The following is a 17,734-nucleotide window of genomic DNA, read 5'->3' as shown; positions in this document are numbered from 1 at the left end:
GAACATATGTTCAGATGTTTTAAAATTTAGGAATATGTATTTCAGTTTTAATTCTTAAAACAATCTATTACTCCACGTACCCTGGATTTTGTACAAGCAATGGATTTTTCCGAATTTCATCCCGTGATAGCGGAAGAAAATAAACTTGATTTTTCCAAACCCGGTTTTCTTTTGTATTGAATTCTTGCGGTGTGTAGGTATAATTATAAATTGACTCGTCATATTTATAAACATTTGCTAATGACTTACCTGGCTTGAAAGTAGCATCAATTTTAACAATAGTGACCTTTCGTCCTATGGTTTCATTAGCAATAAGCCATCTTCGGGCATCAAAAAAACGTTGCTGTTCATAAGCCATTTCTATACGTCTTTCTTGACGGTATATTGTCCTCAGCGTATTTTGATCTGTGGCAGTGATAGCTGGCATACCTGCTCTAAACCTAATTTTATTCAGCCAGGTTTTTGCTGTTTCTAATTCCCCTAGTTCAATACTTGCTTCCACATAATTAAAAACTGCTTCTGTATATCTAAAATAAGGCCAAGGTACAAACTGTCTTGCTTGAGCATCTACAATATTTGGATCTGGGTCAATAAACTTTTGAATGTAATATCCTGTCCAAGTTCCGTTGTGTGCCTCTTTAGGTCCTTGTTTTGTATCCAATCCTGAAAATTTTGTCAACTTACCGGCTAAAATTAGATCGTAAGCACCTGTTTGTATCTGATTAGCTGGATCGATCGGATTATTTCTCGGTTTCCAATCAGCACCGTCATATAATATGGATGCATAAAAACGAGGATCTCTGTTTTTATAAGGACTGGCTTTATGAATGGGATTGTTCCAGTCAAATTTTGTTCCATCATTCATTTCATAATCATCCACCAAAAGACCTATAGGTTGATTTCCCCCCCAGTTATTATAACCATTGGGACCATTATCTCTAGCATGTGAAGAACTCTGCTCCGTGATAAAATAACGGGCATATAGTATATCTGATGCTGCCGTGATATCCATATCTGGCGCTTTACTTCCCCCTCCCATGGCAATACTTTTGTAATTTAATCTTCCTTGTGCTGGAGTAACAGGTGCTGTAAGATTTAACTTATATCCTGTTCCTGCATCTAGAACCGCTTTTGCTGCTGCTTGTGCCAAACGGTAGCGATCTTGTTGCGATCCTGCGGCATATGCCAATAAGGGTAGTTTTTCAGATAGGTCATTTAGATCTGTTACCTTAGAAGTAAGTTTAGCTCGATCATGTAAATCACTTGCTGCATAAATTAAAGTTCTTGATTTGAGCGCTAAAATAGTTAACGAATTAATCCTGCCTTTTTCAAGTTTACCATCCCCCAAACGCTTGTAAGCCTCATCACAGTCCTTTAAAATCTGATTTGTACAGGCTTCATAAGTTGCCCGTTCTTTTTGATAGATAATCGGGTCTTCAGAGTATGGATAACTATTTAGAATAAGAGGCACACCGCCATAATACCTTAACAATTGGTGATAACAATAAGCACGGATAAAGAAAGCTTGTGCTAATAATTCATTTTTTACTTTTATATCGCTAATACCATTTTTGGTGTCATCTCCCAGTCTTTCTATGGCAATATTACTGAATCTGATATAGGTGTACATACGCTCCCACCATTTTGATGTACCACCCCAGCCTTCATTAGCACCGTTGATCGCACCTGTGTTCAACAAAAGAAAAGCATCGGTATGGTTCCATAATGATTCGTCAGTTGCAGAAGCCTGCATCTGTTCTGTGAAACCGGAATTACTTGCTTCAAATACGTTGTAAATATCACTAACAAACTTTTCAGCCAACACTGGATCTTGCCATACGGTGGCATCTGAAAATCATTTCGAGGTGTTACATTTAGAAAATCTGTACTGCATGCTGTCATAAACAATAGCATAACTGCTAGCATATAAAGAATTCTATTTTTGATCAATGTCTTCATTTTATTATTTTATTATTTATGATTTGATTAAAATATAGCCTTTACGCCAAAACTGATAATTTTCGATTGCGGATAGAATTGACCCGTACTATTATCAGATTCAGGATCCCAAATTGATTTTATCAAAGGTTAACAGATTAATGCCATTGGTATAAAAACGAATGGAGCTCATCCCTATTCTACTGACCAAATTGCTGGAAAGACTATATCCCAACTCTACATTCTTTAATCTGATATAATTGGTGCTCCGTATCCAGTAGGTATTATCGGTTGTTGTATAATAAGTATCCGAACGGTTGGTAAGTCGAGGATCAACATCACTCGGATTATCAATACTCCAACGGTTATCATAATTCCACTCCAGGTAGTTCCCTATTAATCCCGATTCTGTAGGGCCCATTCGTCGCATACCACCAGTAGCCCCCTGTACCAGTATACTGAAATCAAAACCTTTATAATCACCGCCTAATACAAGACCTCCTGTAAAAGTTGGGGTACCATTTTTGTCCAATCGCACACGATCGTCACTTGTAATTTTACCATCGCCATTATAATCGACATATTTCATATCACCAGGCAATAGCTTGCCATTTTTCAATCCTAAAGCTGTGTAATCTACAGTATTCGCATCAATAGCAGCCTGATCTTTGAAAACACCATCATATTGATACACTAGCCAAGAGTCTGTTACTCTTCCGATCTGTTGCTGATAGGGTAAGGTGTTGACAACATCGCTGGAGTATTGCACATTGTTTTTTGCATAACCACCATTAACGCCTACATTAAAAGAAAGATTACCGATTTTATCGGTATAAGTCAATTTAAACTCATACCCCTTATTGATCAGATTGCCAAGGTTGGCAATTGGCAGATTACCCGAAATACCCGAACTGATAGGTACAACTCCAGGATTCTTTGTCAAAACATTGGTCCGTTTATTATAAAAGAAATCCAGTTCTAGCGCCAGTTTATGATTTAAAAAAGAAGCATCCAATCCAACATTGCTATTATTAGCTACTTCCCATGTGAAATTAGGGTTAGGAATGGTACTCTCATATAAAGTCTGATAGAGTTTATCACTGAATACCCCCTGCCCGGTATTCATCAATGCTAAGTATTTATATTCTTGAAAAGAACCACCATAATAAGCTTCTGCCCCCATTTGGCCCCAAGATGCTCTCAACTTCAGGTTATTAACAAACCTAACATTATCTTTGAAAAAACCTTCTTCGGATACCCGCCATCCCGCTGAAACTCCAGGGAAGAAACCAAATCTTTTATTAGGTGGAAAAACATAAGAACCGTCCACTCTCCAATTAAATTCAAAAAGATACTTTTCCTGAAAATTATAGTTGACCCTTCCATAGTAGCTTAAACGTGCACGATCGTAAGTATTCTCATTTCCCAAGGTCTGCCGTTCGCGATCACCAAAATTTAACTGTTCTATTAATGTCGAGGCGAAATCCTTACGATCTGCGTAAAAACCATTATTGGTGACAGTCTCACGAGTTAACCCTGCTATCGCGGAGATATTATGCCCTCCTGTTAATGTCTTTTCATAGGATAACAAAGCAGATAAATTGATTGCTAATTGATCCTCCGCCGCTTCACGAAGCTGAGCTTTAGGCTCTATACCTTTTGGTACATACCCTACCAGTGATGGCGTTACTCCATCGGCCTCAAAACTTACCTTATCCCAATCATAAAGAGTCCACGGGGTCTCCCATCTTTTCGATCTTCCCCAATATTTATCAATTGAAGCTGTTCCAGTTAATTTAAGTCCCTCAACACCTGGTATTCTAAAATCAATGGCACCTGTGTTCTGCAAATAATCTCTTGTATTTCTGTCATAGCCCGTTGCACCAGTGGTTATTACAACCGGATTGGCACCATTTTCTAAATCTGGCCAGGAAGACCATTGGGCCAGGTCGCAATTTCAGTTGGCAGACCGCGAATCAAAGATCTAAAGATCGTGCCCGCTCCGCGTGTAGGGAAATTACGGGATTCTTCACGACCTGTTATGCCAAGTCTAGCGGTAACATATTTGCCCAACTTAAATTCTAGGTTTGCGCGCAATCGTACTGTTTATAATATGTTGCTGAATTTTTGTAGATCGCATCCTGATTTAAATAACCTAATGAAATCAGATATTTGGTAGTTTCGGTACCTCCATTGATCTGTAAATTATGTCGCTGCTGTGGCGACCAATCTTTTATCGTAGAAGCAAACCAGTCTGTATTTGGATAACGTAAAGGATCTGAACCATCAGCATATTTTTGTCTCTCTTCTGGCGTAAATGCAGCCTCAATCACTCCTGTAGGAGAAGTATATTTTCCATCACCTGTATTTATTGCTTTCCAAATTTCTCCCCACTTATCACTATCTTGGGGATAAACTGTCGTTACCTCGTTTATAATAGAAGTATACTGCTCAGAATTGGCCATTTTAGGTGTACGTGTCGGACGTTGTATACCGTAAGTAAAATCGTAAGAAAACTGCGTTTTACCAACTTTACCCTGCTTCGTTGTAATGAGGATAACACCATTACCTGCACGGGAGCCATAGATGGCTGCTGATGCATCTTTCAGCACCGACACACTCTCTACATCGTTAGGATTAATACGGTCAAAACCTCCTGCGCGCTGTGGAACTCCATCAATTACAATCAATGGGCTCGTATTTCCTCCCGGTAGGGAATTGATACCACGAACACGAATAGAAGAACCATCTCCACCAGGCTCGCCACTACTTTGCATGGCGGTTACTCCAGGCAATCTTCCTGCAAAAGAATTAGAAAGATTGACTGACGATGATTTAGCAAGATCTTCTCCCTTTACAGTAGCAATAGCGCCTGAAACTACAGTTTTCTTCTGAGAACCATATCCCACTACAACTACCTCATCCATCGCCATAATGGTCTGTTCTAGCTTAACCTGTAAAAACTCGTTATTCCCAATTTGGATATCCTTATTTTTGTAACCTACCATGCTAAAATGGAGCAATGTCGCTTCACCACTCACCGAAAGACTAAACGAACCCGTCGCATCGGAGGATGTTTTATTATTTGTACCTACCTCACTTATGGTAACATTGGCCAAAGGTTGATCATTTTGATCCGAAACTTTTCCTTTGATCTGTTTTTGTATCATCTTGTCAACCACTGCAGGAGTACTTTGAACTTTTGCCGTAGTACTTTGACTCAACACAATATTATTATCAATCAATTTGTAAGTAATCTGATATTTTCCCAACAAATCATTAAGTGCTAATTCAAGTGGGATATTTTGAAATTTCACATCTATTTTTCGAATGTGAGCAATCAAAGACTCTTTATATAATATATTATAGCCGCTTTGCTTCTGTATATCCTTCAATAAAGTTTCCAGATTCACATTTTTCTTATTAAGATTGATCTTCTGACCGTAAGAATTAGCACTAACATGAAAACTTGTAGCAAATAGTAGCGGGATCGCAATCGACAACTTCATAGCCAATGGTTTAAGGGAGGAAATCTGTTTAAACTCCATAGGGATTCCCCACCGATTTTTTTTGTATTTTTGCATTCGGTTGATTTAATTTAATTTTTGTAATAAGTTGATTTGTCAGCTGTCTTATAAAGGACAAAAACTTCAGGGGCGGTCGCAACGCTCCTGAAATTTTTTTAAAGTTTGTATCGTTATTTTTCCATATATACTTTCCTCCCTTCAATTTTGAAATGTATACCCCTTTCCAATTCTTTTGTATTATTAATGTTCGACTTATACATTCGTCCCTTCAATAGCGATATGTATAGTTCCGATTGGTTATTTTATTACTTTAATTTTTGACATATACCTTTCTTCCTTCAATTTCAAAATGTATACCTCCTACCAATTCGATGGTCTTTAACAGTTTTCGAAAATCTTCGTATCTAGATATTGTGCCTGAAAATTCAAAATTTTCAATTTTAGTATTATAAATGACATCCACATCATACCACCGACTGATGATCCCCATTACATCTTGAATGGAGGTTTTGCTAAAAGCAAATTTCCCATCTTTCCAGGCTGTAAAATAATAGGGATCAACGGTATTTTTAATCACTTTATTTGCTTTGGTATAAAAAATAGACTGTTCCGCTGGTGCTAGATATTGATCATCAAGACGACTGTCCACAAAATTTAGTTTTACTTTACCTTCAACTAAGGTTGTTACAATGTCCTGTCCATAATTTTGAAGGTTAAATTCTGTCCCAAGCACTTCAAGCGCCTGACCACCAGTATGAATAACAAAAGGGATTCGCCGACCATCTTCCTGCTGCGCCATTACATCAAAATATGCTTCTCCCTGCAGATAAATTTCCCGCTTTATTTTATCAAACACAATGGGATACCTAAGGGTGGTCATTGCATTTAACCATACTCTGGTTCCATCTGGTAATTTCAGATTATACTCACCGCCACGGGGAGTAACAATTGTATTGTAGGCAATTTTTTTTTCATTATGATCACCCTTTTTCATGCGATATGAAATTGAACCGTCCGCCAATTTTAGGATTTCGAATGCACCATTATCAATAACCGTATCACCTGTAATTTTATCAAGGTCGATAACCTGACCGTTTTCTAGAATAATTTGAGCTCTTTCTTTTCCAGGAACAACCCAGTCTTTAGTATTACTCACCAGAGTCGGGTTGCTTTTACGATTGATATTCCAAATTAAAAAACTGCCCACAGTTGTGCACAGGATTAAGGATGCGATAGCAATTTTGAAACTTTTGTGGAAATGAGTTTTTTACGCAGAGGTACTGTCGTTAAATATTCCTTAATTCGGGAATCGAATTTTATTTTATCAAATAATTGATCATCGTCTGGTTCTGAGGATGAAGCACGATCTAATTCATCATCATCGATCAACTGCTCCCATGCTTCTAAGAACTCAGGATCTTCTAAATACTGGGCAAAATGGGCTTTCGAATCCTCGGGGACAGACTTCGCATAAAACTGGCGAATCAAATTTTTATATGCTTCTACTTTGGACATCTTTTATTTCCCTTGCTCTATTATACTAATCGCACTAGGTAGAAGGATGTACTAGTCAGAAAATAATTTTTATAAAAAAAAGTAGGTAAAGAATCTTATCCAATTTTAATCGTACAAAATTACAAGCTGTAGCTAGATGATTTCGTACTGTATGTTTTGATACACCAATTTCAGCAGCGATTTCCTTATAACTAAGTTCATCAAGTTTATTCATACGAAAAATTTTCTGCTGCTGCGTTGGTTGGAAGGTCTTTAATAATAGATTCTAGAATATCGGATAGATCCTTAGTTTCAATGTGGGTTTCCAGGCAGTCATATGCTTCATTAAATTGCGATTGATTTTTTAGCATATATTGTTCCCTTACCACTGCTTTCCTGAAGTAAGATATGGACATCCGCTTTCCAACTATATACAAAAAAGGAAAAATCGATTGAATATCTGGAATCTGCTGTCTTTTTAAGAATAATTGTACAAACACTTCCTGCAATACTTCTTCCACCTCGACATTGGAAGAACAAAATTGGTTAAATTTCCGAAACAGGAAAGGCTTATAAAACACAAATATCTTATGAAATACAGCTTCATCACCCAATTGGAAGCGATTAAACTCTTCTATATTGCAAGGCATTCCCTTCAAGTTCATTGTAGTATTGTGCTTAGGTTTTTCTTAAAAAAGAAATATAATTGAAGATAAATCTATAGAAATATTACAGTATATCAAAATGAAATTATCAAGAAGCCATCTGCATTTTAAGAATCGTAGACTTTTTATCTCGTCTACAGTTAATTTCAGCTTCTTGCTCAGTATATCTTTTTGCATGGGAAAATAGGTTGTTATTCTCTTTAATTATAGAACAGCAATGATGGCAAATCTGAATATACAACAACAATTATTTGCCCTGGTCACATAAATGTTGTAATTTTAGTTAGCTAGAGCGAAAGCTTATCACTCAAAAAAAACAGGAATACACTTTGTCCCATATAACACCGGAATTAAAACCTAAAGGCGCATTATTATGAAAAAACTAACCTTACTTATATTCCTACTATCAATCACTTCATTTGTTTTTGGACAGGATTTTACAGAAAACACCACACAAATCGTTACTAAATCGGGAATTGGCTTAGGTTCGGTGATAGCAGTTGTTACTTCTTGGGATCGAAACAAATCAATACTCTGGGCCATATTCCATGGTATCTGTAGCTGGTTCTATGTCATATATTTTGCGATCACGCGATAGTAAACGAACATTTTCTACGCTATGAACTTATCATTTATCAATATCGGAACCACAGAAATGCTTTATCTTCTTGTTCCCATTCTTTTGGTCGTGTACACGATTTATCACATCATCACCAATGATAATATACCCGGTGACAAGAGGATACTGTGGATAGTAGCTGTTGTACTATTCAATGTAATTGGATGCATTTTCTATTGGTGGTTTGGAAAAGATAAATCAAATAATATATAAAGAAGATCAGTGCAATCAAAGAGATGAAATGAGTAAGTTTTAGGAAAATCGCTGTTACACTAAGTGAAAAACAACGCAGTTAATCCGATTCTAAAAAATCCATGTACCGCATTTCCAGAAGAAAGCTAGTTTCTATAGAAGCCTCAAACGAAGTTGGAATATGGCAAGAATACGAGTTAAAATTCAAAACCAGAACTGATCCTACGGTAAGCACTATAGACAAAAAACATACGATTACATGATAAATCACTTCCCGGAACACCTGATATCGTCATAAAAAAATGTAAACTGGCTATTTTTGTCGATGGTGAATTTTGGCACGGCTTTGACTGGAAAAGAACCGAAACCGTATTAAATCTAACCGTTTATTCTGGATACCGAAAATCGAACGTAATATGCAAAAAGACGTACGCACTAATCTTGCTCTTCGTGAACTAGAATATACGATATTCCGGTTCTGGACTCAGGATATCATTAAAAAACTCCTAATTGTAATCAATCAGATTGAATTGTTTATAGAATCCCGAACGTTTTGGAAGTAAATTGACTAAATCTACCTCCTTGCCAGTACAAGAAGTAGATATTTTTCTTGTCCAAAGCACTGAAGAATTAACTATCGAGGTTTGTTTGAAGCTGGTTGATCAGTTACAAATAAAATATTTATTCCCTCTTCAATAACTAAGATTTGCTGGTCTCAGTAATTATCGCTAAATTAATTAAGTAATATAAGAAAATGAGTAGCAAAATTATAGGTACTGGACATTATACTCCATCCCACATCGTTAAAAATACATTTTTTCAAGATTCCACATTTTTTGATGAAAATGAACAGCCTCTAAAACAGTCCAATGAGATAATCACACAAAAACTAAAAGAGATTACTGGAATCGAAGAAAGACGATATGCTACGCATGATCAAGTGGCATCCGATCTAGGATTTCAGGCTGCGCAAAAGGCGATAACAAATGCGCAGATCGACCCTGAAACCTTGGATTATATCATCTTTGCCCATAATTTCGGCGATGTTAAGCACGGCTCTATCCAATCTGATATGGTACCAAGCCTTGCTTCACGTGTAAAACATCTTTTAAAAATTAAAAATAACTTCTGCGTAGCTTATGATCTGCTTTTTGGTTGTCCAGGATGGGTGGAAGGTGTTATTCAGGCAAACGCCTTTATCAAAGCAGGGCTTGCTAAAAAGTGCCTGATCATTGGTGCTGAAACGCTTTCCCGCGTCATAGATCCTCATGATAGAGATAGTATGATCTATGCTGACGGTGCAGGAGCAGTGATAATGGAATGTAGCGATGATGATTCGGGTCTTAAATCTCATATTTCGGCTTCTTTCACACTCAATGAGATTGATTATTTATATTTTGGCCCCTCCTATTTTAATCAAGATTCTGACACAAAATACTTGAAAATGAAAGGGCGAAAAATATATGAGTTCGCATTGACTAATGTTTCAAAAGCGATGAAAAAATGCTTTGACGAGAGTGGATATGACATAAAAGATCTTGCTAAGATCATCATTCACCAAGCTAATGAAAAAATGGATGAAGCTATTGTGCATAGATTCTACCAACTGTACAATACACCACAACCACCCGACATTATGCCTATGATCATTCAGAAATTGGGCAATAATAGCGTTGCAACCATACCAACTTTATTAGCGATGATACTTCAAGGGGAATTGCCTCAACACAAGATCAACAAAGGAGACATCACGCTATTTGCTTCCGTAGGTGCTGGTATGAATATCAATGCATTTGTTTATAAATTTTAAAGCTTTTAACGAAATGCAAATAAAATTATGAAGATTAATTTCAAATAACTTTCATAACCAAATAGAACTGAATCTAACATTACAATAGCAAATAAGATTCAGATCTAAACAAACAATTAGTGATTGAAAATCGCTCCTAATCTTAAATAAGAATACTTATTTTTAGGTACTATTTTCTATACAAATCCATACGTTACACATGTCCGATCGTGAAATTCTTAGAAATCATATAGAACAAACTGTCCAGCTTAGTGATGAACAGTTTGATTACTTTTTCTCATTTTTAAAACCTGTATCCTTTAAAAGAAAACAATCTGTTATAAATATAGGGGATCGTGTATTATGTGAATATTTTGTTCTAAATGGTTGCCTAAAAACTTTCTTTGTCAACGATGAACAAAGATGCATATTCTACAGTTTGCGACAAAAACCTGGTGGGCATCTGATTATGATGCACTTCATAATAATAAAAAGGCGACTGTCAATCTAGACTGTGTTATCGACACCAATGCTCTTTGCCTATTTAGTGAAGACCGGGAAAAAGTCTGCAAAGAAATTCACGAGATAGAAACATTTCTAAGATGGCGTTCAAATAAAGGATATATAGGTTTACAAAAAAGAATTCTCTCTTTGCTTAACAATGACGCTAGAAGCCGTTATGAGCAACTCATGCAACAATATCCCGATCTTTATAACCTGGTACCAAAGCATTTAATTGCGGCATATCTCGGAGTTTCGCGCGAAACATTAAGCAGACTTTATCAGGTCAAATAATCTGACATATATCACCAAAACAAACTTTCTTTAAAATGTGATGTATATCACATAAAGGTCTAATGATTTATGCCCTATTTTGTGATATCATTTTAAACATTTAAAATTTTCAAAGATGGAAAAAAAGAATTTAAAAGTATTGGTTGTACTGACATCGCATGACCAACTTGGAGATACAGGTAATAAAACAGGTTTTTGGGTTGAAGAATTTGCCGCTCCCTATTATGTTTTGGCCGATGCAGGTGTAAATGTAACAATTGCTTCTCCTAAAGGCGGACAACCACCCATAGATCCCAAAAGTGCGCTTCCAGAATTTCAGACAGAAGCAACAAAACGATTTGATGAAGATAAAGAACTGAAAATTAAATTAGCAAACAGCATTCCATTAAAGGAAATAAGTGAGCAAGATTATGATGCCATTTTTTATCCGGGAGGACACGGTCCTCTTTGGGATCTAACAAATGATAAAACGTCTATCGCACTTATTGAAGCATTCTGGAGGAACAATAAACCAGTTGCCGCAGTATGTCATGCTCCTGGAGTATTGCGCTTCGTAAAAGATACTAATGGTTCGTCATTAGTTAAAGGGAAAAAAGTTACAGGATTTTCGAACTCTGAAGAAGAAGCTGTGCAATTGACCAATGTTGTTCCCTTTTTAGTAGAAGATGAACTGGTAAAACTTGGAGGGATATACAGTAAAGGAGAGGATTGGAACAGCTATGTTTTAAAAGATGGTAACTTAATTACTGGACAGAACCCAGGTTCTTCAGAAGAAACAGCGAAAGAATTACTCGCGCTGTTAGCGAAATAAAAGTCTTCATAAGAATAATTACAATCAAGGTATACGGGCTGGATCTTACTACATCAGTTCGTATACCTTGGTTACTTTAGGTATCTTGGCTTTCTTTGTTAAGTATTATAATGTAAAATATTTAATAGATAAGTTCCAAGACAGATTTGTAACACGATCACTTTTATTAAGTGACATAGCTATAAATTTACAATTTAAAAGGATTTACAAGTCTAAACGCATTTTCAATAAATGGGGTTTAAATCCCGCTTTTAGATAGGCATTTTTAGCAATTACATTTGCATCATAAACATCCAATTAACTTCCGTTAAACCACGCTTTTAGCCCATTCCATAAGTTTTTGTAAAATTACACCGTTAATACCCTGACCTCTAAATATGGGCTTCACATACATAAAACCCAAATACGCGTATTCCTTATGTTTTTGAAACGGTTTCGCCTCCAAAATTTTACCATAGCCTGAACCTACAATTTCATTATTAACAACAGCCACCAATAACGCTGCTCGCTCACTTCGAATGAGATCCATTAAATCATAGTAGTGAATCTCCCCTTCTTTTAAACTGTCATCAAAGGGTCTTTCAGCATCTACTATTCCTTTTTCAAAATTTAATATTATCTCAATATCAGATTCAATCGCATTCCGTATTTCTACCATCATTTAATTAACTAATTTAATCTATGTACAACTAATTTTTACATTTCAAGATACATAAAAATGATCCAAAGTCACATTAAATTTAAGGTTCGATTTTCCTTCATTTTTCATTACTTTGTAAAATAGATTAGGAGATAACCATTTTATACCTACTAACCTTACTTTATGAATATAAATATTGATGATTTTTTTGAGCCCGTACATTTTAAAGATACTCTTAATGAGCTGGATTATAATATAACCAAACCTATCGTAGATTTGCGAGATCACTCAGTCAATTAACTTATCAAAGTGTGTATTTGATTGATTATTATAAAAAGGGATTTCTTTTTGTGTCCGACAATCCAATATTTCTTTGTGGTCGTACAGCTGATGAGGTTTTGAAAAATGGTTATCAGCATTATCTTGATAATGTACCTGAAGAAGATCTTCTACTATTAAAAAAAATTAATGATAGTGGCTTTGATTTCCTCAAAAATCTATCGGAAGAAGATCGGATGCAACATTCCATTTCATATGACTTCCACCTTAAGCAACCAATAGGAAAACCAATTCTGATCAATCACAAGCTAAAGCCTCTCCTACTAGACAACTCCTCAAACCTTTGGATAGCACTTTGTTTGGTGTCCATATCGTCTCATGCTAAAGCGGGAAATATTAGAATAAAGAATGAATTTGACAAATCTTATTTCGAATATGATCTGATCAATAATATTTGGTCAGAAAAACCTGCAATATTATTAAAAAAAAGAGAAAAAGATGTTCTAAGATACTCTGCCCAAGGATTAACAATGGAGCAAATAGCTGAAATCCTTTTTGTTTCTATCGATACTATTAAATTCTACAAAAAGCAAATATTCTCCAAGTTAAAAGTAAAAAGTATTACAGAAGCTACAGCCATAGCAATTGAACTGTCACTTTTCTAATTCATAGTAAGATGCACTTATGCTCATCAATTATAAAAATTAAGCAACCAATTTCGCAATATCATGCAATACTTAGCTTCTGTATATTCAATTTGATTGCAAAATGAGTATTGATTTTAATCCTACACAAAAGTGTAGATTTAATAGGATCGATGCGTACTAACAATTAAACTTAATACATTTGACTCATGGATAATGACAAACTGTTTCATCCATATACATTTCAATATTTATATTAAAAATGGAAGTTGCTACCGATCTAACCATTTGTAAATAAATACTAGCCAAATTATTAAATGAAGAGAGATGAATTGTAAAAGTTGCAACAACGAAGTATATCAGAATTACTGTTCAAACTGCGGACAACCTTCAAAACTAAAGAGAATAGATGGGCATTATATTGCACACGAGATCGAACATGTATTACATTTTGAAAGAGGTATCCTATATACCATCAAGGAATTAATAACTAGCCCTGGGGACAATGTGAGACGTTATATTTCAGAAAATAGAGCTCGACTTGTAAAACCTATTATTTTTATCATCATCACTTCCCTTCTATATACAGTTGTTAACGGATTTTTCCATATTGAGGAAGGTTATGTAAAATATGACGGAATCTCAACAACCACCACAGGCAGAATTTTCAGCTGGGTACAAAGTCACTATGCTATGCCAACATCATACTGGGAGTATTTACTGCTTTTTGGGTTAAAATATTTTTCAAAAAATATGACTATAATTTTTTTGAAATTTTAATATTACTATGCTTTGTTACAGGTATAGAGATGCTTATATATGCATTTTTTGCTTGCTTATATGGTTTGATACAAATTGACTTAATGCAATTTGGAGGTATGATTGGTATTGCCTATTGTAGTTGGGCTATTGGTCATTTCTTTGACAAAAAGAAGACTATAAATTATTTAAAAGCATTCGCCGCATTCGTGTTAGGAATATTAACTTCTGTAACAATTGCATTAACAATAGGAACACTAATCGACTTACTTATAAAACATTAAAAATATGGACAACAGAAAATTAATATTATTTGTATTTAGCATTATCGCTATTATACTCGGAGTGACCCTATTTAAACAGTTCGACTTTGAAAATTTTACATTTGAGAAACCCGCATTAGCAGCTGTCTATTTCACCGTCTTTGCATTCTCAATATACATCCTTGTAAAAAAACCTAAAAAGCAATCTGAAAAATAAAGTAAGCAAAATCCTATAGACGAGGTAGAAAGGCCTAGTTGTTTCAATGAAATAACACCCCATCTCAATATGTTGATTTCATATTAAACCTCATACTATACACATTCTTTTTCCCTCATATAAGCAGGGAAAAAGAATAAATATTCTTACCCGCATGATATTACTACACCTTACCGGAATCTTTTTCTGAATAGCCTTTCTCCACAGACTTAGGGATCTGCAATTTATTTCGTAAACTGTATAACAAATTCACGACCAATTAGCCACGCAAGACTAACTCCTTTAAGCACTACTTATACATAAAAAAGAAGTAAACACCCTTTCAATATATCAATTTTTCACACCCGCTCATTATTCCTTTACTAAAAATCCATAACAGCAGTGAATATCTAAGCAAGTATGAATCTGTACATAAGACGCATTCATAAATTCGGTAATCCATTCTGTGCGAGCACCACAAAGCGGACAGCAAGCTGGTTTCTTTTCCATAATCAAACTATAAAGTATACTAATATTAATAGCACTAATATAACTATAATTTATTATATCTAAAAATATTAGCATATTATTTTTAGATATTAGAATTCTCCACTATATTAAAAGCAACATCACACCTCTGGAGGTCGATATACTTACTTTTAATAAGCAAATCGTTATTATAGCGGATAGACAAAATCAAGGGTAAAATATTTAAGCTTCATCATTGTATAATTGAATTATTTATAATCTATCATCCTTCGAGCAAGATTTGGATTTACGCATATACTCCAAGAAATTAAATTCAACCTTAATTGAATAATTAGTGCCAAAATTTTAACATAGACCCTATCATAACTTCTGTACAAATTTAGTTGCTTAATTTTCCAGATGGTAACAGTAAATCATCAGCCAATGAGATAATTTTGGTTATTTACTGTCTTCAAGTGACAACAAAAAAGAATAAATAACATAGGACAACATGTCCGAAATGTTAAAAAACCTTAAATATCTAATTATCTAACAGATATTTAACAAGTATACCAAAGCATCAAAAAACGACGATAACACCACTATAAATCAGTTGTTTATGATACCAATAATTATATCAAGTTTGTTACAATCAGCAATTAACATATTTTTTAAATGGTTATTAGGGCATGTGTTTTGTAAATAGTCAATCGTAATATTCTTATTACAAAAGATAGTTTATCATTTGATAGCAAAATCAAATGCATTAGCACACACTCATAATAAAGAAGAATATGAATTACATGGAAGAAGTTCTCACTCCCTCATCGGAGGTTAAGATGCAAGTCAAGCCAGCAGTATTTAATTCAAAAGAGCTGGAATCGAAACAACAAAAAAATAATTTGTTACGTAAAACAATGCAATATGGTCTCAAAGAATATAGCATTTGGGGCTTTACATTTTTGATCTTACTAACATCGGTTTTCGGTTTGTATATGCTTCAAACAGAATTTGAAGCATTAAGATTTGAACGATTAAACAGTATAGGTGGAACATTGCTTGTTGGATTTGGTATTTTTTTACTTTTAACTAGCGTAAGCTTTTTAGTTTATCTAATTGTTTTACATATGAAGTATAAACCGATAGCTTCGGTTTCAAATGAGGAGCTGCCTTCATGTACCATTATAGTACCCGCATATAATGAAGGTCATCTGGTATATGATACCTTACACAGTCTCGCTAATAGTGATTACCCAGAAAAGAAACTTCAGATAATTGCTATTGATGATGGAAGTAAAGATGATACGTTTACCTGGATACAGCGTGCCAAAGCAGAATTGGGTGACCGTGTGGAAATCTATAAGCAACCTAAGAATATGGGTAAACGACATGCATTATATCGTGGATTCAAATTAGGAAAAGGCGATGTATTTATTACAGTTGATAGTGATTCTATTGTAAAAAAAGACACTTTGCGTAATATGGTTTCTCCTTTTGTAAAAAATGAGAATTGTGGAGCAGTTGCAGGAAATGTACGTGTTTTAAACAATAAGAAAGCAATTATTCCACGTATGCTCAGTGTTAGTTTTATATTTAGTTTTGAATTTGTACGCTCTGCACAAAGTGTATTAGGTTCAGTAATGTGTACACCTGGAGCCTTATCTGCATACAGAAAAGAATCGGTCATGAATTGTCTTGAAGATTGGATTAACCAGACCTTTATGGATCAACCATCAGATATTGGGGAAGATCGTGCTATGACAAATATGATTCTAAAACAAGGATATCACGTACTATTTCAGTCCAATGCTTATGTATATACTGATACTCCTGTACGATACAAAAATCTATATAAAATGTATATCCGTTGGGAGAGAAGTAATGTACGCGAAAACATCATGATGAGCCGTTTTGCTTTTACCAACTTCCGAGAAGGTAAAAAATTGGGTACGCGTATCTTATTGCTTATGCAGTGGAAAAAAGTCTTACTTTCTTATCCTTTGCTTGTATTAATGCTATGGACAATATTTCATTATCCACTAATGTTTCTGAGTGCTACTTTTGTCGGTATATTGATTTTTTCAAGCGTCCAAGCATTCTTTTTTGCTTCAAAAAGTGATAATAAGAAGGAAGCAATCTGGGCATATACATATAGTATTTTTTACGCACTTTCACTATTCTGGATCACACCTTATGCAATTGCAACTGCGGGAAGAAGTGGTTGGTTAACCAGAGGATAATTTAACGTATAATACTTCCATGTATTAGTTACAGTAAATATAAATGCACTTAATGGGCAAGAACTAAGTAAACTTCACTTAGTTCTTGCCATTAATCATTACAAGATGCATTAGATTATTCTAGACTTCATTGATAATGCAAATACTTTAGACTTCAATCTTCTCAATTTTCGTAAATTATATAAATTCGGGTACTTACAGCTGTAGTGAATAAGTACGATAATTATTTAAACAATTTATTGCAATACATTGAAATCGATATTCTGTCGGATTACAGGGGTTTCTATTTGTTAGGATAGGAAATTAATCATTCCTATATAGTAAGTATGGTGATCAGCTTAACCTTTATAATTCAACTTAATCTCTTAAAAAATTATTTATATAAACCAAAAAGTGGAGTTGCTAACTTAGTCGG

19 protein-coding genes are annotated in these 17,734 nt (G+C 34.9%); 10 read left to right on the top strand and 9 right to left on the bottom strand.

The window, feature by feature from the left end:
* Positions 1–67: 67 nt before the first annotated feature.
* From L950_RS18325 to L950_RS18305, 8 genes are all read right to left on the bottom strand, one after another.
* The gene (locus L950_RS18325) at positions 68–1,822 is read right to left on the bottom strand and encodes a RagB/SusD family nutrient uptake outer membrane protein (RefSeq protein WP_197086539.1); all 1,755 of its coding nucleotides are present in this window, start codon (positions 1,820–1,822) and stop codon (positions 68–70) included.
* Positions 1,823–2,059: 237 nt separating this feature from the next.
* On the bottom strand, positions 2,060–3,832 hold the full coding sequence (locus L950_RS30665) for a SusC/RagA family TonB-linked outer membrane protein (RefSeq protein WP_231577420.1): 1,773 nt from the start codon (positions 3,830–3,832) through the stop codon (positions 2,060–2,062).
* Between the two features lie 23 nt (positions 3,833–3,855).
* Entirely contained in the window at positions 3,856–4,035 is a 180-nt protein-coding gene (locus tag L950_RS30660) for a hypothetical protein (protein ID WP_197086538.1), read from the bottom strand.
* Positions 4,020–5,522 (bottom strand): SusC/RagA family TonB-linked outer membrane protein, encoded by a 1,503-nt coding sequence (locus tag L950_RS30655; protein ID WP_021190278.1) that lies wholly within the window; start codon positions 5,520–5,522, stop codon positions 4,020–4,022. The genes L950_RS30660 and L950_RS30655 overlap by 16 nt, the downstream gene beginning before the upstream one ends.
* A 253-nt stretch (positions 5,523–5,775) precedes the next feature.
* A complete protein-coding gene (locus L950_RS18315) occupies positions 5,776–6,621 on the bottom strand; it encodes a FecR family protein (RefSeq protein WP_156169754.1) in 846 nt (281 codons plus the stop codon).
* A 65-nt stretch (positions 6,622–6,686) separates the two neighbouring features.
* Positions 6,687–6,980: a hypothetical protein gene (locus tag L950_RS18310; protein WP_021190276.1), complete on the bottom strand. Its 294-nt coding sequence runs from the start codon at positions 6,978–6,980 to the stop codon at positions 6,687–6,689.
* A gap of 55 nt (positions 6,981–7,035) precedes the next feature.
* Positions 7,036–7,194, bottom strand: coding sequence for a sigma factor-like helix-turn-helix DNA-binding protein (locus L950_RS37450; protein ID WP_021190275.1), 159 nt, complete (start codon positions 7,192–7,194; stop codon positions 7,036–7,038).
* Positions 7,187–7,609, bottom strand: a complete 423-nt coding sequence (locus L950_RS18305; RefSeq protein ID WP_197086537.1) for a sigma factor — start codon at positions 7,607–7,609, stop codon at positions 7,187–7,189. The genes L950_RS37450 and L950_RS18305 overlap by 8 nt, the downstream gene beginning before the upstream one ends.
* 388 nt (positions 7,610–7,997) lie before the next feature.
* On the opposite strand from L950_RS18305, the gene L950_RS28040 reads away from it, so the two are divergent.
* From L950_RS28040 to L950_RS18285, 6 genes are all read left to right on the top strand, one after another.
* Positions 7,998–8,222 (top strand): hypothetical protein, encoded by a 225-nt coding sequence (locus tag L950_RS28040; RefSeq protein ID WP_132770364.1) that lies wholly within the window; start codon positions 7,998–8,000, stop codon positions 8,220–8,222.
* A gap of 21 nt (positions 8,223–8,243) precedes the next feature.
* A complete protein-coding gene (locus L950_RS18300) occupies positions 8,244–8,456 on the top strand; it encodes a PLDc N-terminal domain-containing protein (protein ID WP_021190273.1) in 213 nt (70 codons plus the stop codon).
* Between the two features lie 228 nt (positions 8,457–8,684).
* A complete protein-coding gene (locus tag L950_RS33910; protein ID WP_316930695.1) occupies positions 8,685–8,894 on the top strand; it encodes a hypothetical protein in 210 nt (69 codons plus the stop codon).
* A 295-nt stretch (positions 8,895–9,189) separates the two neighbouring features.
* Positions 9,190–10,245: a 3-oxoacyl-ACP synthase III family protein gene (locus L950_RS18295; protein WP_021190272.1), complete on the top strand. Its 1,056-nt coding sequence runs from the start codon at positions 9,190–9,192 to the stop codon at positions 10,243–10,245.
* A 402-nt stretch (positions 10,246–10,647) separates the two neighbouring features.
* Positions 10,648–11,019 (top strand): Crp/Fnr family transcriptional regulator, encoded by a 372-nt coding sequence (locus L950_RS33905; RefSeq protein WP_021190271.1) that lies wholly within the window; start codon positions 10,648–10,650, stop codon positions 11,017–11,019.
* Positions 11,020–11,134: 115 nt separating this feature from the next.
* On the top strand, positions 11,135–11,830 hold the full coding sequence (locus L950_RS18285; protein WP_021190270.1) for a type 1 glutamine amidotransferase domain-containing protein: 696 nt from the start codon (positions 11,135–11,137) through the stop codon (positions 11,828–11,830).
* A 307-nt stretch (positions 11,831–12,137) separates the two neighbouring features.
* On the opposite strand, the gene L950_RS18280 is transcribed toward L950_RS18285, so the two are convergent.
* Positions 12,138–12,491, bottom strand: a complete 354-nt coding sequence (locus L950_RS18280) for a GNAT family N-acetyltransferase (protein WP_021190269.1) — start codon at positions 12,489–12,491, stop codon at positions 12,138–12,140.
* A 329-nt stretch (positions 12,492–12,820) separates the two neighbouring features.
* On the opposite strand from L950_RS18280, the gene L950_RS18275 reads away from it, so the two are divergent.
* From L950_RS18275 to L950_RS18260, 4 genes are all read left to right on the top strand, one after another.
* On the top strand, positions 12,821–13,414 hold the full coding sequence (locus L950_RS18275; protein WP_156169753.1) for a response regulator transcription factor: 594 nt from the start codon (positions 12,821–12,823) through the stop codon (positions 13,412–13,414).
* Positions 13,415–13,720: 306 nt separating this feature from the next.
* The gene (locus L950_RS33900) at positions 13,721–14,173 is read left to right on the top strand and encodes a DUF3667 domain-containing protein (protein ID WP_231577418.1); all 453 of its coding nucleotides are present in this window, start codon (positions 13,721–13,723) and stop codon (positions 14,171–14,173) included.
* Positions 14,174–14,256: 83 nt separating this feature from the next.
* Positions 14,257–14,436, top strand: coding sequence for a hypothetical protein (locus L950_RS33895; RefSeq protein ID WP_231577417.1), 180 nt, complete (start codon positions 14,257–14,259; stop codon positions 14,434–14,436).
* Positions 14,437–15,882: 1,446 nt separating this feature from the next.
* Entirely contained in the window at positions 15,883–17,319 is a 1,437-nt protein-coding gene (locus L950_RS18260) for a glycosyltransferase (RefSeq protein ID WP_021190265.1), read from the top strand.
* Positions 17,320–17,734: the final 415 nt, after the last annotated feature.

Source organism: Sphingobacterium sp. IITKGP-BTPF85, from assembly GCF_001006065.1.
GTDB classification, from domain to species: Bacteria; Bacteroidota; Bacteroidia; order Sphingobacteriales; family Sphingobacteriaceae; genus Sphingobacterium; species Sphingobacterium anhuiense.
This window is presented reverse-complemented; position numbering and strand designations above follow the sequence as displayed.